Below are 20,077 nucleotides of genomic sequence, written 5' to 3' on the forward strand. Positions count from 1 at the left end.
TGAATGTGAGGAAAATATAATAACAGTAAACTCTACCATATATTAACAGTTATTAATTCGAATGTAAATATATATATTTATAATGACAAGAAAATTGTAGATTGGCACAAATATTATTAAAAACTTTGTTAATTAGTAAATTGATTTTCTTATTATTTCTAGAAAAACAATAATTTTGTATAAAACTTGTATGATTTGTTGAAAAATAATAGAAAATGAAATATAATATGATTAATTTATACAGATGCTGGGAGTAATTCTATGAATAAAGATAAAATTAAAAAGACTATTTTATATATTTCAGTTATTATTGCCTTAGTCTTATTTTTTTTCATTTATAAGAATAGTAGTAATGAAGTTTTATCTAATCCCTATGATATAGATATAAAAGAAAATAAAAGCCTTTATCTTAATTATAATCCCGGAGAAGTAACTGATGTATATATAAATGTATTTCCCACTAAAAATAAAGAAGGAAATTTATATGATTTTTCTTCCTTTGATATTACTGCTAATTGGGATAAAGAAAATAATCCTAAGTTAGATGCAAATGTGCAATTTGTAACAAGTAATAAAGAAGCTAATCTATATCAAATGAGATCTCCCAATGCAAGCATAAGAGTCAGGGGTAATCGTGGTTCAGCTTTAAAGTCTTATAGGATAAAGCTTATAGATGGTGCTTATTGGGGACAATCTGTATTTAATATTAATAAGAATCTTAGGGATCCCAGCAGAATAGCCAATAAACTGGCCCATGATCTGATAAAAGATATAGACCATATATACGGCTTTCGTACCAACTTTCTCAGAGTCTATATAAGGGACGATAAACAAGAGGGTGATTTTGTACCCTATGGTTTATATACCCATATAGAACAGCCAAATAAGGCATACTTAAAAGCTAGGGGATTGGATGTTGCCGGCAGTATATATAGAGCTGAGAATTTTGATTTTCAACTTACTAAGGAACTTAAGAATGTGGATGATCCTCTGTATAATAAGGAGGCTTTTGAGACAGTTCTTAGTATACGGGAAGGTAAGGAGCATTCTAAACTTATTAAGATGCTAAAGGATATTAATGATGAAAATAAGGAGTTTAATCAGTTATTCCACAGCTATTTTCATGAAGAAAATTATCTGACCTGGTTGTCAATTAATATACTTTTGGGGAATGTGGATGCCATGTCTTGTGGCTTTTTACTATATAACCCCAGTGATTCATCGATGTGGTACCTTCTTCCTTGGGATTTTGATGGAATCTTTTTATGGATGGAAGAAGATGAGGATATGCCAAGTATACTGGATAAGTTGAGGGATGTGAATCTACATAGAAGATACTTAGAACAGGAAGGAAACTTAAGAAAACTTCATGATAAAATTGAAGAACTAATATCTGAATCTTTTTCACCTAATAAAATCAAGGCTCTGAAAAAAACATATAAGCCTATATTATTAGAAATGATGAATAAGTATCCGGATAATCTTCTGTTAAATATACCCATGGTTGAATATATGGCTTATATAGATCAGATTGATGAAAAAATTTATAGGAACTATCAGGAGTTTTTAAAGTGGTATGAAGTTTATTCATATAAATAATTAATAGGAGATAGTCTATGGAATATTTAGGACATAAGCTTAGGCATGAATACAAATTCTATATAAATACCTTTCTGTATCATAAGCTAAGAAAACGATTAAGCCATGTTCTTCAAAAAGATCCTAATATGAAGGATAATGAGGGGTATCTAATATCCAGCATTTATTTTGATGATATGTATCAGTCTGCTATGAATGATAAGTTAAATGGTACAAGGTTTAGGAAAAAATATAGAATTAGATTATATGACCGTAATGACAGGATTATAAAACTGGAATGTAAAAGTAAGTATAATCATTACATATCAAAGGAATGGGCACCCTTAACTAGAGAGGAATATGACAGTATTTTAAATGGAGACTATGAATTTTTAATATCTAGGAAGGAGGAAGTATGTAGAAATCTATATGCTGCCCATAAGACAAAAGTCCTTAGGCCTGTAACAGTAGTAGAGTATCAAAGGGAGGCATATGTTCATGAATATGGAAATGTAAGAATAACCTTTGATAAGAATATATCAGCATCAATCGGCTCTTTAGATATCTTTGATCCTGATTATGAGCTAGTTGGTGTTAATTTACAGAATATGATGGTTTTAGAAGTGAAATATGATGATTATATCCCCAGTCATATATGGAAATTAATTCAGGGGGGTACCATGATACAATGCGCCATATCTAAATATGTAATGTGCAGAGATCTTAATAGAAAGGTGAGAATATTATGATAAAATTTTCTGATATATTTAAAAAAAGCTTTATTAATGACGCTTCCATGGATTTAAATTTTGCCGGTATTATTTTAGCCCTGTTGTCAGCTTATATCTGTGGTATGATAATTTATTTTATCTACAAACATTTTTATAAAGGAGTTTTGTATAGCCATAATTTTAATGTATTACTGGTACTACTAAGTATGGTTACAGCCTTTATTGTATTAACTATCAGCTCCAATATTGTACTTTCCTTAGGTATGGTCGGTGCATTATCAATCGTAAGATTCCGTACTGCAATAAAGGATCCTTTGGATTTGGGATTTATGTTTTTTGCAATCTCTATAGGTATAACTTGCGGAGCCGGTTTATATCTTTTATCCTTTGTGTCTACAATTATAATTTCTTTAGTATATATATTCCTGGTAAAAGTAAAGACCCCTGTTCATGTATACTTACTTATTGTAAAACATAATAAGAAAGCTGGCGAAGAAGTAGATAAAATATTGTCTGGTATGAAATATGCTTTAAAAAATAAAACCATATATAAGGATAATATAGAATTAACTATTGAAATGAAATTAAAAGCAAATGATACAGGATTTGTATCCGAATTATCGGAACTTGAAGGAGTACATAGTGCAGCTTTAATAGATTATACAGGAGATTACGGAGAGTAGAATAAAAGCTGTCTCAAAATGATAAGAAATTTTTCAAAATCATATTGAGACAGCTCCTATAAACTAAAAACTTTAGGAAAATTTATTTATGTAAATAATCCTAAACTTGGCGTTTTCTTATGGCATCTGATGGGGCAATTCCACGATGCTTTTTAAATATTCTACTAAAATAAAACACGTCTGAAAATCCACAGGCATCGGCAACTTCGTGGATTTTATATTCACCGCTATAAAGCATTTCTTCTGCTTTATTCATACGAATTAAGGTTAAGAAAGTTCTAAATGTCATCCCGGTTTCCTGTTTAAATAAGTTGCCAAAATACATTTTGCTTAAGTTAACCATATCCGCCATTTGTTGTACGGTTAAAGGTTTATGATAATGATTAGACATATGCTGCAGTACTTTTTTTATTCTGGCATCCATAATACTGGTGTCTTTCTGGTATATTATAATTTGAAAGAAACGTTGCAGTATCATAAGAAATAATCCTCTGGCTCTTAATTTATAACCGGGATCTTTAAGGTTCCATACAGTGTTTAAACTACTATATAAAGAAAGTATATCCGTATGCAATCCAATATTACATATAAGAGGAAGTGGGAGAGTGATATCTTCTCCATCAATATTACGTATTTGGCCATTAATAGAGTAACACTCCATTAAAGAATCAGGGTTAGATATGGCTGAACGTTTACTATCATAGGGGATGCAAAGCAGATCTCCTGATGAAACAGTATAATTTGTACCATTAATTATATATTCAGCTTTTCCATTAACCACATAAGTAATATCAACAAAATCTGTAACAAACTCCTCTATTTCCCAACCGGGTGTACATTTTCTATGATTATAGTAATCAACTGTTACTACTATATTGTCTAAATACTCAAAATCATTCATTTTATTCCTCTTCCTAAAATATATAATAGTTTACAAATTATACGAAAAATCTAATATTATATTGTTTATATTTTAGTTTATATGAATTGAAGATTGGTGTCAATTAATTAAAAATTAAAATATTATGTTAAGTTACCCATAGTTTTTACATGTTTTCAATAGTTTACCCATGTTTTTTTCTATGTTTTGTTGTTATAATGTTTTAAAATTAGTTGTAGTACTGATTGCGCTTTTATAAAACTTGTATATTTAGTTTATTGATTTTATTTTTTTTTTGTTTTATAATATGCAAAGAGTGCTAATACTAATAATATAACATAACACAAATTTTAGCTAAAAAGTACAAGGGGGATTAATATGAGACAAAAACGATCCACGCGTAAAGTATTACAATATTTAAAAAAGACGTGGACCCTTTATTTGATGATGGTTATACCCGTGACATTTGCTATAGTGTTTCGTTATTTACCGATGACAAACATCTCTATGGCATTTAAGGACTACAATATGTTCAAGGGAGTTTGGGACTCACCTTGGTCAGATCCTATTTTTAAGTGGTTTCAAAAGGCTTTTAATACTAAAGACTTTTGGTATGCTCTTCGTAATACTATAATGTTAAACGGATTGGACTTAATATTTGGTTTTCCGTTACCTATTATTCTGTCACTGCTTTTAAATGAGTTGGCTTACAAACGGTACAAAAAATTTACCCAGACAATTGTTTATCTACCACACTTTTTATCTTGGATTATTATCAGTGGTATTGCTAAGCAATTATTGGCTCCACGTACTGGTGTTGTAAATATTTTCTTAGGAAAGATGGGCGTAGGTTCTATTGATTTTCTACAGACTAGTGGTTTGTATGTAGCAACCTATATTGCCTTAGGTCTATGGAAGGAAATGGGTTGGAATACAATTATTTATCTTGCTGCGATTACGGGTATTAACCCTGAATTATATGAAGCGGCCGAAGTTGACGGAGCATCTCGTTTAAGGAAAATTTGGCATGTTACTTTACCGGGAATACGTTCTACTATTGTGGTCTTGTTGATTATGAATATGGGTCGTATCTTAGGTAGTGAATTTGACCGTCCTTTTGCTTTGCAAAATGACTTAGTTATGAATGTAGCTGACGTCTTAGGTACCTATGTTTATCGTGTAGGTATTAGGGGATTCCAGTTCTCCCTTACGGCAGCAGTTGGATTGTTCCAATCAGTAGTATGCGTCATTTTCCTATTTGCAGCTAATTCAATCGCCAAACGTTTCGGCGAACGTGGAATATGGTAAGGGGGTAATTGACGAAATGGTTAAATCTAAAAAAAGAAAAATGGAAGATCTAATAATTGCGGCATTATGTTTTGTATTTATTTTACTGTGCTTAATGCCAATGGTAAACATTTTGGCTAGATCTTTAAGCTCTTCCCAAGCTATGATTAATAACAGAGTTTCATTTTGGCCGGTTGAGTTTACTTTTGAATCATATCATTATGTTTTGAAAGATAAGGCATTTGTCCGTTCTTTATGGTGGACAGCCCTTTTAACACTGATATGTACAGTAGTTTCACTTATTATAACAATTTTGGCTGCCTATCCTTTAATATATGATAATCTTAAAGGTAGAAAATTTTACAATGGTATGATGCTTTTGACAATGTATTTTAGTGCAGGAACCATACCAAACTATTTATTAATGAAGCAGCTGAATTTACTTGATAATCCGCTGGTGTTGATTATTCCTAACTGTCTGTCTATATTTAATATGATTATACTAAAAAGCTTTTTCTTTGGTATTCCTGAAAGCTTACGTGAATCAGCACAGTTAGACGGAGCCGGACCCTTTAATATACTACTAAAGATTTATCTGCCTTTGTCTAAGCCGGTTCTAGCCACATTGGCCTTGTTCTATGCGGTGGGCAGATGGAATGGTTTCTCCGATGCCTTGATGTATATAACTAAGGCAAAATATGCACCTATTCAATTGAAGCTATATCAGATTATTAATAATAGATCTTCAATTGAGACTTCTCAGCAGGAAGGTTTTGCTGCACCGGTTGCAAGTGAAGGATTAAAGGCAGCTTCCGTTATGTTTGCGACAGTTCCTATATTGCTGGTTTATCCTTGGCTGCAACGTTATTTTATTGCCGGTGTAACTCTTGGAGCAATTAAGGAATAGTTATAAAAGCTTATTTAAGTTTTGTTAGATTTCAACGATAAGCTTAGCTTACGTTGTTATTTATAAAAAAATATAAATAGGAGGATGTAACATGAAAAAGAAATTGTTGTCAATCTTGCTTATATGCACTTTGATTGTCAGCGTCTTAGGGGGATGTGGTACTAAAAGTGATAACAAAGACGGTGGCAACGACAAAACAGAGCCTACAAAGGCACCTGTAGAGTCAGGTGATGATAAGCCTGAGTATGCTGAAATCACAGTTGAAATCTTCGATCGTGGTACTGACGGCGGTAAGACTGACCCAGCTAATAACTTTTATACCGATTGGATAAAAGAAAAAGTTAAAGAAGAGCTTAATATTGGGGTAACTTTCGTTCCGGTATCCCGTTGGGAAGAAACAGAGCAGCTTAATAACTTAATGGCTGCAAATACTGCTCCTGATGTATGTCTAACATACAGCGGTGACTTAATTGCTAACTATCGTGATTTAGGTGGTCTTGCAGATTTGGCTCCATATATTGATAGTCATCTGCCTGATCTGAAGGCATTCCTTGGTCCCGACCCTGCAGTACCTGGTCATGATCTGATTTATCGTAACATGGACACAGAGACCGGTGCAGTATACTCCATTCCTGCACGTCGTATGAATGTTGCTCAGATTGGAACATTCATTCGTAAAGACTGGCTTGATAAGCTAGGCCTACCTCTACCTACTACTACTGAGGAATTCTATGAAGCTTTAGTTGCATTTAAAGAGCAAGATCCCGGTGGTGTTGGTAAAGACAAGGTTGTTCCCTTTACTATGACCAGTGATATTCGCTGGAGAGCAGCAACATTAATTGAATCCTTTATAGATCCTAACTTAAGCGATAAGGATCGTTGGATTAATACTGTTGTAGATCGTTATTATCTGCTTCCCGGTTATAAGGAAGGCGTTCGTTTCTTAAATAAGATGTATAATGAAGGCTTAATTGATAACCAATTTGCACTTTATAAAGACGATACAGACAGTGATAACTTGATTAAGATGGGTGTTGCCGGTGCCTTTATTCATAACTGGGATCAACCATACCGTGAAACTCCAGGATTATTAAAAGATCTGCAAGAAAATGTTCCTGAGGCTGAAATTGTTTCAATCGATCCTTTCCAGAACGCGAATGGTGTAACCGAAAAATCTCTTTATGACGTTGCCGGTGTTAACTTCTTTGTTCCTGCTTCCAGTAAGAATGTAGAAGCTGCACTTCGCTACATCAACTGGTTATCCAAGTTTGAGAACCGTTACTTCTTACAGATTGGTGAAGAAGGAGTTACTCATGAGATGGTAGATGGAATTCCTAAGATTATAGCTGCTGAGGGTGAGAAAATCATGAACTCTCAACAAAACATTGACTATACCATCATGATTAACGGTCTTGACGTTGGTGATGAAGAAAAGAATGCAAAAGCACTTGCTTTCTCATATCCTGTTGAACCTGATCTGATTGTTAAGGCGTATGAAGATGCTACACGTAATGGACGTTCTGCAATTGTTATTCCTGTAATATTAAGCGCTGCAGGTCCTTATACTCAGACCTTAATTGATAAGGGTAATGAGCTTATGGCTAAGTCTGTTACTGCTGCTCCTGAAGACTTTGATAAAGTTTGGGATGCAGGTATCGAAGAGTGGCTTGCTAGCGGTGCTCAAGAAATTATCGATGAGCGTGCAGCAAAATACGAAGAGTACGAGGCATCATTAAACAACTAAATAATAGTTTCAAGATATAACAAAAGGCCTGGACACTATGTCCAGGCCTTTTACATTATAAAGTAAATTTTATCTGATAGTAATATATTTTTTGTCCTCAATTTTAGCTACACTTTTATTTTTTGGGAAAATCAGTGTTAATACACCATTCTCAAAGGAGGCTTTAAAATCTTCTTCCTTTAGATTTTCCCCTACATAAAAGCTTCTTCTTAAGCTTCCGCTATAGCGTTCTCTACGAATATATCTGCCTTTTTTGTCACTTTTATCTTTAGACTCCTGCCTAGTGGCACTAATGGTGAGATATCCTTTGTCTAAAGAAGCAGTAATATCCTTTTTATCAAAGCCGGGAAGTTCAACTTCAAGCTGATATTCATCACCTAAATCTTTAACATTAGTATTCATCCAGTTGGATACAGGAAATCTGCCAAAACTTGGAAAGTTAAACATATCATCAAAACCATCAATGAAATCATCAACAAAGTTATTGTTAAAAATACTTGGTAATAACATATTAATTCCTCCTTTAACATAAATGTTATAACATACCTAACTGTTCTATATGAAATATAACACCTAGAATATATCCTGTCAAGCCCTAATATTTTATTTAATAAAAAATTAATAATTAAATAAAACTTAAAGTATACTTAAATTTTCTTATATACACTTGAAAAGAATGCTAAAAATTAGTATAACTGAGATAATATATAATATGAATATAATCCGGGTCATATTATCAAGGAGGCAAAGATTAATGGCCAATTTAGCAAATTTAACAAATAATAAATTATTATTTATCGTAAATCCCATAGCAGGAAAGCTCCATGGAAAATACAACTTAAAACAGGTATTGAAATTATTTCAAGACCATGGTTATCAAACTACTGTAATGAAAACTAAGGCTAAAGGGCATGCCACAAATTTAGTACTAGAATATGGCAATAACTTTGATATTATTGTATGTAGCGGTGGAGACGGAACTTTAAATGAAGTTATATCAGGAATAATGAAGCTAGGTAAAGAAATTATCCTAGGCTATATTCCTTCCGGTACAACCAACGATTTTGCCAGTAGTCTTAATATATCGGATCGAATGGAAACAGCGGCTATGACCATAATCAATGGACAGGTTAGAACAGTAGATATAGGTTTATTTGATGATAAGAGATATTTTAGCTATATTGCTTCCTTTGGTGCCTTTACCGGAACATCTTATTCTACACCTCAATCATATAAAAATATAATTGGTCACCTGGCCTATGTACTAGAAGGTATGAAAGACATTCCCAACATAAGACCCTATCATGTAAAAGTAGAAGCCGGCGGACAGGTATATGAAGGTGATTATATATTTGGTGCTGTCAGCAATTCTTTATCTATCGGTGGCCTTTTAAAGTTAGATACTAATAGAGTTGACTTAAATGACGGTTTGTTTGAGATTATCTTGATACAGAATCCCAAAACACCCATTGAGCTTAGCAGATTGCTTATATCAATTAGTAAAAGAGAATATAAGGATAAGTTAATTCAATTTATTAAAGCACCGGAAGCAAAATTTTATATGGAAGAAAGAATTCCCTGGTCTATTGACGGAGAATATGAGCCTGGGGCTAATGAAGTAAGAATACAAAATATTCCAAATGCTATTCATATAATAACTTAAAATATACTTTATTTATGGTTTGTTTGAAATATATAAAACTAAGGTTTATAATAAACTACGAATAAAAAATATATCCAACCCGGTATATAGAGTGTAAAGCCGAGTTGGAATCTATTAAAAATGAATTATTAATCTGAATATTAAGGAAGAGGTTGGGGTCAATTATAAAAATATATTTTATGGATTACTTTTTAGAATTAGAGGAAATGGTTCTTAATTTACTTCGTAATATCTCTACCTGTCTTCTTGCAATATATTTACCCAGTCGGTTATTTTTTTCATTGAATTTACAACCAAAGAGAAAGGAATTAAGATGGGGTAGATGTTCCTTTCGTATTATAACTGCGGTTAAATCTAAAATGACATTTTGATCCTTAATTTTTAGGCGAATCATACGGTTGACATCTAATTCTTCCTTTGTAATAAAGCCAACTCCTGATTCGCTTATATCCTTGACCAATACTGATATTTGAGTTGGGCCAGAGGCGGTATTATAATAGATAGTCATATTTTCACCTATGTACAACCTAAAGGCCTCTCTGCGATTATATGATTTGCCTTCTCCTTCTAAAGTGACTTTATGATAAATTGCACCTTCGTATCTTACTAAATTAATTTTAACGTTTTCCCATAGAAATGCTTTGTTATTTACGATTGCAACTAGGTTCGTTATAAAGTCATTAAAGCCTAATGTCTTGTCATTTACAACAATAGGATTTATTAATATGGAATTTTTATCTAACAATAAAACCATTTCACTATTGAAAGTAAAATTACGTCCGCTAAATCGTACTTCGATATCTATCTTAGTACCAATGGGCATATCTTCAATGGTCATATACTGGTTGGCACCTCCTTAAGGGTAACTAATTTTAGTATATTTTATTATTAAATAAACTTCAACAAGATAATACATAGTTAAGAAAGATTTTATATCTATTTACTGATTATAGAATTACTTACAATATAATTACTTGTAAAGCAAATTAAACATATAAAGGATGTGTATATTATGAAATTTACAAAGATGCAGGGTTGTGGCAATGATTATGTATATGTTGACTGCACAAAAAATCAAGAAATAGAAATTGATAATATCCCCCATGTAGCCAGGCAGGTAAGTGATAGACATTATGGTATAGGTTCAGATGGATTAATTCTTATAAAACCCTCCCAGAAGGCGGATTTTTTTATGGATATGTATAATAATGATGGCTCTCGGGGTAAAATGTGTGGCAATGGGATTCGCTGTGTGGGAAAATATGTATATGACTATTGTTTGACAGATAAAAAACAAGTGAAAATCGAAACCTTAAGTGGAATAAAGACCTTGGACCTTACTATTGACAATGGTAAGGTAAGCCAGGTAACAGTGGACATGGGAAATCCTATTTTTGCACCTGAAAAAATTCCTGTTATATCAGATAAAGAAATCCTGGTGAATGAACCCATTATCATAGGGGGAAAGGAATATAAAATTACATGTCTGTCTATGGGTAACCCCCATGCAGTTGTTTTTGTTGAAAACACAGATGATATTCCCATTGAGACTATAGGACCATTATTCGAAAACCACGAAATGTTTCCTGATAGGGTAAATACGGAATTTATACAGGTTATTAATAGAAATCACATAAAGATGAGGGTATGGGAAAGAGGTTCTGGGGAAACCTTAGCTTGTGGAACAGGAGCTTGTGCTTCTGTGGTAGCCTGTGTATTAAATGGACTTACGGAAGATGAAGTAAAAGTATCCTTACTAGGAGGAGATCTTCATATAAGGTATGATAAAGATAATAACCTAGTATATATGACAGGACCGGCAGTTACAGTGTTTGAAGGAGAGATTCAGTTATAAAATAATAGGCAATTAGTACAAGAATATGATATAGTATATTAGATGATTTTATGGAGGTAATTATTATGATATATCCTGTCAATCTGGAAAAAGGAAATTGTATAGGTGTAACGGCAACATCTGCAGGTTTTGACGGTGAAACAGATTATAGGCGCCTAGATAATGCAATAAGTCATTTTAAGAGGCTGGGATATTATGTTATTACCACCCCTAACGTAAAAACATGCCATAAAGGCCGAAGTGGCCATGGCAAAACTAGAGCTGAGGAATTAATGGAGCTTTATAAGGATCCCAAGGTAAGGGTAATATTTGCTGCCAGTGGGGGAGATTTTCTGGTGGAAATGCTTCCCTATATTGATTTTAACCTTATTTTAGATAATCCAAAATGGATCCAGGGATTTTCAGATACAACAGGTTTAAATTTTACCATAACCACTAATCTTGATATTGCTACCATATATTCTTATAATTTTAGCACTTTTGGCATGGCAAAATGGCATAAATCCCTATCAAATAATATACTTATTTTAGAAGGGAATGATATTTTACAGGAAAGTTTTGATTTATACCAGGACGGATATTATAAAAGAATAACCGGTCTTGAAGAATTTGTGCTGGAAAGAGAAGTACAGTGGAAAAATATCCTTCCCTCAGGGTCAAATGATAATAAGGAAATTCATATAAAAGGCCGACTTTTAGGAGGCTGCCTTGATTGCCTGCTTAATCTGGTCGGTACCAGATTTGATAAAACTAAAGAATTTGTAGAGAAATATAGGGAAGATGGTATATTGTGGTTCTTGGAAAGCTATGATCTTAATAGTGCAGCTTTAATCCGTGGACTTTGGCAGTTAAAAGAAGCCGGTTGGTTTAAAAATGCTGTAGGTTTTATCTTTGGCCGTCCGGCTATGTATGATAATATCTTTGATATATCTTATGAAGAGGCTATAAGCAGTGTATTAGGAGAATTAGGCCTGCCTATAATAATGGAAGCTGATATTGGACATAAACATCCACAATTTACTATGATAAATGGTGCTATTGCAACCGTAAAGGCTTATAATAATAAGGGAAATATTATTTTTGAAAGAAGGTAGCCATATCACATGAAAATAAAACCCTGTTTATCAAGGTTTCAGGATTTTATAACTAGATTATTTAGTTCTATACCTAAAAGAAACCTTTTATTTCCTTTGATATTTTTTTTAGGAAGTCTATTTTATCTTGAAATAATAACCCATTTGTTTATTTATCATTCCATAGACGGGAAGATTATATATCCTATTATATTTGCAATACCAATGGGACTTTTCTTTACTATAATTACGGGGTTTTTTAGCCGAAATGTAAATATTATAATTATGTGGTTAGTTACGGCTATTTCATGTTTGATTTTTTCTTTACAGTTGGTATATTACAGTGTTTTTAAAGTATATTTCTCCTTTCAGACCCTAGGGATGGCACAAAAGGCCATATCAGAGTTTGGAGATGATATAAATAATGCAATTTTGTCTAACTTACTGCCGCTTCTTTTATTAATGTTGCCATTACTTGTTTTGCATTTTATGATTAAAGATATTTTCCTATGTGAAAAAAGGAAGTTTAATGAACAGGGGATTCTTTTTGTGGGTATATGGGCTTGTCATTTTATTGCCTTGCTTTCTCTGCCGGTTTATGGGAAGGCTGACTATACACCCTATGATTTATATCATCACAATAAGGTTCCTGAGCTTACCGGAAGGCAGTTAGGGGTTATTACTTTAACAAGATTTGATTTTGTCGGTCTTTTAAAAGATGATGATCTGGTTTTGGTAGATTCTCATAAAGAAACTATTAATACACCAAAAGAAAAAAAACCGATAATTACAGTAAGTCCAACCCCTATACCAATAGATACAAGTCCTAATATTATGGATATTGATTTTGAGGTATTAGCCAGAAATGAAGAGAATGAAGTGATTCGGACTCTTCATCAATATTTTGCCTCTGTTCAGCCTACCAATAAGAATAAATACACAGGAATGTTTAAGGGCTATAACCTTATTATGATAACTGCAGAGGGCTTCTCTCCTTATGCAGTTCATAAGGATTTAACTCCCACCTTATATAAACTGACAAAAGAGGGCTTTGTTTTTAATAATTTTTATACAGCCCTGTGGCAGACCAGTACCAGTGATGGTGAATATGTTGCCATGACCGGTTTAATACCCATAGGAACTAGGAGTATGTATAATTCTAGGAATAATCTAATGCCCTTTGCCCTAGGTAATCAATTTAATCTCTTAGGTATTGAAAGTAAGGCTTATCATAACCATACCTATACTTACTATGAGAGAAATGAAACCCATCCAAATTTGGGCTATAAATTTAAGGCTAAGGGAAATGGTCTTATACTTGATACTGATGTGTGGCCGGCTTCTGATTGGGAGATGATTAAGTATACAGTTGATGAATATATTAATGAGGAGCCTTTTCATGTTTATTATCTGACTGTAAGCGGACATATGAATTATACATTTGCCGGTAATAGTATGTCATATAAAAATAAAAATTTAGTTAAGGATTTGCCTTATTCTTCAGAGGTTAAAGCATATATCGCCTGTCAGATAGAGCTTGATAGGGCACTTTATGAATTGATAGAAAGATTAACCCATAAGGGTATAATTGATAAAACTGTTATAGCCTTAAGTGCAGACCACTATCCTTACGGCTGGGATAAGGAAAATTTAGATGAGCTGGCAGGCTATGAGCTGGATCCAAATTTTGAGGTGTATAAAAATCACTTTATTTTGTGGAATTCTTCTATGAAAAAGCCGATTGTTGTGGATAAACCGGCTTCAAGCCTTGATATCTTGCCCACTCTTAGTAATCTATTTGGCCTAACCTATGATTCAAGGCTTTTAATGGGGCAGGATATTTTATCTGATGCCGAACCTTTGGTTATATTAGGCAACAGAAGTTTTATAACCGATAAAGTTATGTTTAATTCAAACACAGGTGAAGTGATTAACCTTACCAATCAAGAAATACCCTCGGATTATGTCCGAAATATTAATAATATAATTAAAAACAAATTTAATGTATCAAAAAGCATATTAAATAATGATTATTATCGATATATATTTCCTAATTATCCTGAAGGATTTAATTAAAGAAATTAATGGTTTCTTAAATATAATTAAATATTGAAGCCTAGGGTAGAGTAGAATAAAGTACAAAAGAATAAAACTTACTAAAATATAACGAGGTAAACAAGATGCAGATAAATAAGGATAATATTAAAGACATTGCAGATTTAGCAATGTTATCTTTATCAGAATTTGAAGAGGACAAGCTGATTTCTGATTTAAATCAGCTACTTGAAACAATTGATACAATGAATAATATTAATACTGATAATATTGAACCGATGTCTAATGTAAGTTGCCAGGAGAATGTATTTCGTGATGATTTGGTTTCAAATAAGGATTTAGAATTGCAACTGCTTACTAGGGCACCAAAAAGCAAGGACGGATATTATGTGGTGCCCCAGACAGTAGAATAGACGGAGGTTACTATGAGCGATATAACAAAGATATCAGCACTAGAGTTATCAGGAAAGATAAAGAATAATGAATTATCGGTGATTGAAGTTGTAAATGAACAGCTAAAAGTCATTAAAAAGAGAGAGCCAATATATAATAGTTATATTACTGTTATGGAAGATGAAGCCAGAGAACAAGCCAAATTGGTTCAGGAAAGAATAGATTCAGGGGATTTAATAGATTCTCCCTTGGCCGGAGTGCCTGTGGCAATAAAGGATAATATTTGTACAAAGGGAATAAAAACAACTGCTGCCTCTAAGATGCTTGCTGATTTTGTACCAAGCTATGATGCTACCGTAATAGAAAAACTTAAAAATGCCGGTGCAGTATTAATCGGAAAAGCCAATTTAGATGAATTTGCAATGGGAGGTAATACAGAGACTTCATATTTTGGTATAACAAAAAATCCATGGAATGTAAATCATACTCCCGGAGGATCTAGCGGTGGTTCTGCAGCGGCTGTTGCTGCATATGAAGCCTTTGTTTCCTTAGGGTCTGATACCGGCGGTTCTATAAGGCAGCCGGCCGCATACTGTGGTTTGGTAGGCTTTAAACCCACCTATGGTACTGTATCAAGGTATGGGTTGATACCTTATGCCCCTTCCCTTGATCAGATAGGACCCCTTAGTAGAAATGTTGCAGATGCCGTGGCTCTTTTAGAGGTAATATCTGGTTATGATCCTAAGGATTCCACTTCCGTAAAGCAGGAAAGATATCTTTATAGCCAGGCTTTGATTGATGATATTAAGGGAATGAGAATAGGTGTTCCGAACTTGTATCTAAATAAGAATCTAGAGGCAGATGTCCACAAGAATTTCTTAGAGGCCATAAAAATCTTTGAAGATAAAGGGGCACATATAGAATTTTTTGATATGAAAGAGCTGGAGTATAGCCCACAGGTCTATTATGTTATTGCTTATGCAGAAGGCTGTTCTAATTTGTCAAGATATGATGGGGTAAAGTATGGTTATCGTGCCCAGGAATATGAAAATCTAGAGGACTTGTATAAGAAATCCAGAAGTCAAGCTTTTGGATATGAAGTAAAGCGAAGGATTATGTTGGGAACTTATGTCCTAAGCTCCGATAAATATGAGACATATTTTAATAAGGCAAGAAAGATAAGAAGAATTATAAGTCAAGCCTATGAGGAGGCCTTTAAAAAATATGATATCTTAATCAGCCCCACATCCCCCAATACAGCCCCGCTTCTTAACAGTAACAGTGACAGTTCGGATATTTTAAATACCTCTGTAAATTTAGCAGGGCTTACTGCAGCCTGTATTCCCAGTGGCAGGGACCGGAGAGGACTTCCTATAGGTTTGCAGATTATAGGAAATAAATTTGATGAAAATAAAATAATTAGGGCTGCATATTCATTTGAAAAAACAAAGCCTTATGATTATGAGGGACCACAGAATTTAGACTAGGTGTAGTCTTTATAATAACTATAAGGAGTGAGAGTAGGAATGAAACAATATGAAACAATTATAGGATTGGAGGTACATGTGGAACTTTCCACGGCCTCTAAGATATTTTGTGCCTGCTCTACTAAGTTTGGAAGTAAGCCCAATACCAATTGTTGTCCCGTATGTACAGGAATGCCCGGGGCTCTTCCGGTAATAAATAAAAAAGCCGTAGAATATGGACTGGCAGCAGGGCTTGCCCTTAACTGTACTATAACTAAAGAGTGCATGTTCGATAGAAAACATTATTTTTATCCGGATCTTCCCAAGGCCTACCAGATATCTCAATTATATTTTCCTATTGCCAGGGACGGCTATATTACTATTAATACAAGTAAAGGTGATAAGAAGATCGGCATCCATGAACTTCATTTGGAAGAGGATGCCGGTAAACTAGTTCATGACTCTAAGAATAATATAAGCTTAATAGATTTTAATAGGGCAGGAGTTCCTTTAATAGAAATTGTAAGTGAGCCGGATTTAAGCTCGGCAGATGAAGTCCTAGCATATTTAGAAAAACTAAAATTGATTATGATGTATCTGGGCATATCCGATTGTAAGATGCAAGAGGGTTCTTTTCGTGTAGATATTAATATTTCCGTAAGGAAAATAGGAGATAAGAAGCTGGGAACAAGAACAGAGATAAAGAACATGAATTCCTTTAAGGCTATTGCAAGGGCCATTGAGGGGGAGAAAAATAGGCAGATAAAGCTTTTGGAAGAAGGAAAAGCAGTAGTTAGGGAGACTAGGCGCTGGGATGATGAAAAAAATGAAAGCCTAAGGATGAGATCAAAAGAAGAGGCACAGGATTATTGTTATTTTACAGAACCGGATCTTGTCCCTATAAGAATTTCTGATCAATGGATTAGCAAAGCCAGGTCACTTTTGCCTGAATTTCGAGATGAAAAAATAATTCGTTATCAGAAGGAATATGGTATCCCTGAATATGATGCCAAGCTTCTTACTGCCTCTAAGAAAATGGCTGATATATTTGAAGCAACCACTATTCTTTGCAAAAAGCCAAAGGAAGTATCTAATTGGCTGATGGTAGAAGGGATGCGGCTTTTAAATGAAAAGGAAATAGAGCCTGACTATATGAATTTTTCCCCGAAAAATTTATCAAAACTAATCATGATGGTTGACAAGGGAAAAATAAACAGAACTGTTGCAAAAGAAGTCTTTGAAAAAGTCTTTTTAGAAGATATAGATCCTTTAGAATATGTAGAGTGTAATAACTTAGGTATAATATCTGATTATGATAATCTTCGTACCATAGTTTTACAGGTTTTTGAAGAAAATCCAAAGTCAGTATCTGATTATAAAAATGGCAAGACTAAGGCAATGGGGTATTTAGTGGGACAAACTATGAAAGCTGTAAAAGGGAAGGCAGACCCTTCCCTTATAAATACCATAGTAAAAGAACTTCTAAAATAATTTATATGATTAGGCTCTAATATCAAAGGAGTAGCGGTATAAGCCTTGGTTTAAAGTATCGTCTTGTAATATATCTGTGATAAAATCCGGCTTTTTATCCGATACCTTGGTCTTAACCAGAAGCTGATAGCCTTTTTGTAAGATCTTATCTTGAAGTTCATTAAGATGCTGGGATATTAATTCTTGGGATGATTTTTCAAGATAAATAACCATGTTAATTATTCTTTTTTGTATGGTCATATGTACATCCATGGGGCCAAGATTAGCCATATCAAGATGTAGTAAGATACTTAACTGCTCATTGTCAAGATGTTTCTTATTCTTGCGACTAAAGACATAAAGATCAGCATGAACATCTTGGTCCGTAAGCCTAAGGGGCAGTTGCAGATATAAAAACAATTCATTAAGGTCTCTCATAAACTGCAGGTTATCCTGCAGTTTATTTATGGGTTCTTTTATGTTATCTGCCTGGGGCAGCTTGTCGGCAATCTTTTTAAGCTGTTTTAAATCATCATATAGGCTATCAAAATATCTATTAACTTTCTTCTCTTTTAAAATTTCTTTTGGACTTAGGGTCCAGCGATTATGGAAGGTTTCGCTTATTAGCTCTTTATAAGTATCGGATTTTATAAACTTAATTAACTTGTCATTATTAGTAGGAAGTAAATCCCTAATAAGCGATAAAAAGTTTCCTAAAGTTATAGAACCATCACTAATTTGACTTTTATATAAATCTATATTTATATAATTTGCATTTAAAATCTTTGCCTCTTCTAATATATCAGATATTGCTTCCTGCACTTTTATAAGTTCTTTATCAGACATTGTGTCTTTTATCGAAGTATCATAAGTAGCAGGACTGTTTTCATCGGCTTTTAAAATAGATAACAGTTCTTTATTTAGGCGAATTATATCTATATACTTCTCATTAAAGATAGCAGCTTTATTATTAAAATTTGTAATATCAATATTATCTGTTAGAGGATTATTTGAGGACATATCTGTAGTTGAAGGAGACAGTTGATTATAATTTTCTATATTAGGGGTATTGTTTGCCGCATTATTAAGAGTCAGACTGATATTATTTATTAATTTATTAAGTTCTGTTATTATTTGATGCCTGCCCATTTGATAAGCTTCAAATTGAGCAATATTATTTGGAGTAATGGGCAGTTGCTTTTTAAGCATTAATACAAGATTTTTAATTTCGGTATCGGGATAGCTACCGGTAAGTTTTATCATCTTAAGAATAGTTTTTTTGTCAACCGGCATTTGATAATTTAAAAGTTCCTTAACTATAGCCAAATTTCTTTCTGAGACTGCAAGTCCGGAAGCAAACAAGGCTTTATGAGCTATATCGTACATAGGAGTAGAAAGGGATTCTATATAACGTAAGGTAATTTGCCCTTTTGTATCATCGGCTATTAGAAATTCTGCTTTTTGACCTATGTAAAGGGGGAGGTCACCAAGTACATTGGCTGTAATTATCTGACCACTTGGTTCTAATCTGATGGTAACCTCCTGATATCTTAGATCAATGATTTCCCCTTTTATGGCAGCTGGCATTTGATCTTGCTTTGAGGGATTAAGCTGCTGGGTTTTAGCCTGAGAAGCTTCATATTCTGAGGTTGCCAATTTATGGAGTCTATTATGTTTTAAGCTGTAATCGTTTATTTCCATATATACAACATCCTTTTTAAATACACTTGAAATTATTTTGATATTATATTAATTATATCGGCTTTTGGTAAAATTAAATAAGTAGAAGTAATAACTAGAAATGTGATTTGAATCATTGATTAAAAACTATTAATCCTGTAAAATATTATAGTTACTACTGAAGTTAAGCATAATTTATTACTTAAGTAAGATAAATTAATGTTTTAATGTACAGATAGGAGATGAAGAATATGTTTAACCCAGCTAAAATTTTTAAAATAAAAGGGGCATGGGAAAGCTTTGCAAGAAACCATCCGAAATTCGTTAATTTTATTGGTGCCTTAAAAAATAACTATATAAAAGAAGGTACTATAATTGAAATTAGTGTAAGTACAGAAGATGGGAAGCAAATTACATCTAATTTGAAATTGACAGAAGAGGATATTAAGTTATTTACAGAAATGTCCGAACTATTTAAGTCTTAAAAATTTAATTGTGCAAAATCTATATATTAGTGGGATATATTTAATGATTGCTATTATCATTTACTATTGACAGTGAACATTGAATTATTTATCATTATATTGTAAGTGATATTTCGTCTTCCTTTGA

At 33.2% G+C, this 20,077-nt stretch carries 18 protein-coding genes; 14 read left to right on the forward strand and 4 right to left on the reverse strand.

All coding sequences use genetic code 11. The features are described 5' to 3' along the window. The first annotated feature begins 261 nt into the window (after window positions 1–261). The 3 genes from SD1D_RS02755 to SD1D_RS02765 are packed head-to-tail and all read left to right on the forward strand — an operon-like array spanning window position 262 to window position 2,992. Entirely contained in the window at window positions 262–1,599 is a 1,338-nt protein-coding gene (locus tag SD1D_RS02755) for a CotH kinase family protein (RefSeq protein WP_058257504.1), read from the forward strand. 17 nt (window positions 1,600–1,616) lie between these two features. Then, the gene (locus SD1D_RS02760; RefSeq protein ID WP_058257505.1) at window positions 1,617–2,327 is read left to right on the forward strand and encodes a polyphosphate polymerase domain-containing protein; all 711 of its coding nucleotides are present in this window, start codon (window positions 1,617–1,619) and stop codon (window positions 2,325–2,327) included. Next, a complete protein-coding gene (locus tag SD1D_RS02765) occupies window positions 2,324–2,992 on the forward strand; it encodes a DUF4956 domain-containing protein (RefSeq protein ID WP_058257506.1) in 669 nt (222 codons plus the stop codon). The genes SD1D_RS02760 and SD1D_RS02765 overlap by 4 nt, the downstream gene beginning before the upstream one ends. 100 nt (window positions 2,993–3,092) lie before the next feature. Here SD1D_RS02765 and SD1D_RS02770 read toward each other — a convergent pair whose 3' ends face one another. Beyond that, window positions 3,093–3,893 (reverse strand): helix-turn-helix domain-containing protein, encoded by an 801-nt coding sequence (locus SD1D_RS02770; protein ID WP_058257507.1) that lies wholly within the window; start codon window positions 3,891–3,893, stop codon window positions 3,093–3,095. 507 nt (window positions 3,894–4,400) lie between these two features. Between SD1D_RS02770 and SD1D_RS02775 the strand changes: the two genes are divergently transcribed. The 3 genes from SD1D_RS02775 (at window position 4,401) to SD1D_RS02785 (ending at window position 7,810) form a co-directional block, all read left to right on the forward strand. Then, the gene (locus tag SD1D_RS02775; RefSeq protein WP_242955245.1) at window positions 4,401–5,180 is read left to right on the forward strand and encodes an ABC transporter permease; all 780 of its coding nucleotides are present in this window, start codon (window positions 4,401–4,403) and stop codon (window positions 5,178–5,180) included. Window positions 5,181–5,196: 16 nt separating this feature from the next. Further along, window positions 5,197–6,066, forward strand: coding sequence for a carbohydrate ABC transporter permease (locus SD1D_RS02780; protein WP_058257509.1), 870 nt, complete (start codon window positions 5,197–5,199; stop codon window positions 6,064–6,066). Window positions 6,067–6,157: 91 nt separating this feature from the next. Continuing rightward, window positions 6,158–7,810 carry an extracellular solute-binding protein gene (locus tag SD1D_RS02785; protein ID WP_058257510.1) on the forward strand — a complete coding sequence of 551 codons (1,653 nt, stop codon included), beginning with the start codon at window positions 6,158–6,160 and terminating at the stop codon, window positions 7,808–7,810. 69 nt (window positions 7,811–7,879) lie between these two features. Here the strand turns inward: SD1D_RS02785 and SD1D_RS02790 are convergent, their stop codons facing one another. Then, entirely contained in the window at window positions 7,880–8,320 is a 441-nt protein-coding gene (locus SD1D_RS02790) for an Hsp20/alpha crystallin family protein (RefSeq protein WP_058257511.1), read from the reverse strand. 244 nt (window positions 8,321–8,564) lie between these two features. Between SD1D_RS02790 and SD1D_RS02795 the strand changes: the two genes are divergently transcribed. Beyond that, window positions 8,565–9,473: a diacylglycerol/lipid kinase family protein gene (locus SD1D_RS02795; protein WP_058257512.1), complete on the forward strand. Its 909-nt coding sequence runs from the start codon at window positions 8,565–8,567 to the stop codon at window positions 9,471–9,473. A 184-nt stretch (window positions 9,474–9,657) separates the two neighbouring features. On the opposite strand, the gene SD1D_RS02800 is transcribed toward SD1D_RS02795, so the two are convergent. Next, window positions 9,658–10,311 (reverse strand): PilZ domain-containing protein, encoded by a 654-nt coding sequence (locus SD1D_RS02800; RefSeq protein ID WP_058257513.1) that lies wholly within the window; start codon window positions 10,309–10,311, stop codon window positions 9,658–9,660. Window positions 10,312–10,485: 174 nt separating this feature from the next. Here SD1D_RS02800 and dapF point away from each other — a divergent pair, with 174 nt between their 5' ends. From dapF to gatB, 6 genes are all read left to right on the forward strand, one after another. Beyond that, window positions 10,486–11,328: a diaminopimelate epimerase gene (dapF, locus tag SD1D_RS02805; protein WP_058257514.1), complete on the forward strand. Its 843-nt coding sequence runs from the start codon at window positions 10,486–10,488 to the stop codon at window positions 11,326–11,328. Window positions 11,329–11,393: 65 nt separating this feature from the next. Further along, window positions 11,394–12,422 carry a S66 family peptidase gene (locus SD1D_RS02810; protein WP_058257515.1) on the forward strand — a complete coding sequence of 343 codons (1,029 nt, stop codon included), beginning with the start codon at window positions 11,394–11,396 and terminating at the stop codon, window positions 12,420–12,422. A gap of 9 nt (window positions 12,423–12,431) precedes the next feature. Continuing rightward, window positions 12,432–14,477 (forward strand): LTA synthase family protein, encoded by a 2,046-nt coding sequence (locus SD1D_RS02815; protein WP_058257516.1) that lies wholly within the window; start codon window positions 12,432–12,434, stop codon window positions 14,475–14,477. Window positions 14,478–14,581: 104 nt separating this feature from the next. After that, window positions 14,582–14,869, forward strand: coding sequence for an Asp-tRNA(Asn)/Glu-tRNA(Gln) amidotransferase subunit GatC (gatC, locus tag SD1D_RS02820; protein WP_058257517.1), 288 nt, complete (start codon window positions 14,582–14,584; stop codon window positions 14,867–14,869). Window positions 14,870–14,881: 12 nt separating this feature from the next. After that, entirely contained in the window at window positions 14,882–16,336 is a 1,455-nt protein-coding gene (gene gatA, locus SD1D_RS02825; RefSeq protein WP_058257518.1) for an Asp-tRNA(Asn)/Glu-tRNA(Gln) amidotransferase subunit GatA, read from the forward strand. Between the two features lie 39 nt (window positions 16,337–16,375). After that, window positions 16,376–17,806, forward strand: coding sequence for an Asp-tRNA(Asn)/Glu-tRNA(Gln) amidotransferase subunit GatB (gene gatB / locus SD1D_RS02830; RefSeq protein WP_058257519.1), 1,431 nt, complete (start codon window positions 16,376–16,378; stop codon window positions 17,804–17,806). Window positions 17,807–17,815: 9 nt separating this feature from the next. Here gatB and SD1D_RS02835 read toward each other — a convergent pair whose 3' ends face one another. Beyond that, window positions 17,816–19,486, reverse strand: coding sequence for a hypothetical protein (locus SD1D_RS02835; protein WP_058257520.1), 1,671 nt, complete (start codon window positions 19,484–19,486; stop codon window positions 17,816–17,818). 230 nt (window positions 19,487–19,716) lie between these two features. Between SD1D_RS02835 and SD1D_RS02840 the strand changes: the two genes are divergently transcribed. Then, on the forward strand, window positions 19,717–19,950 hold the full coding sequence (locus SD1D_RS02840) for a hypothetical protein (RefSeq protein WP_058257521.1): 234 nt from the start codon (window positions 19,717–19,719) through the stop codon (window positions 19,948–19,950). Window positions 19,951–20,077: the final 127 nt, after the last annotated feature.

Source organism: Herbinix luporum, assembly GCF_900070325.1.
Taxonomy (GTDB): domain Bacteria; phylum Bacillota; class Clostridia; order Lachnospirales; family Lachnospiraceae; genus Mobilitalea; species Mobilitalea luporum.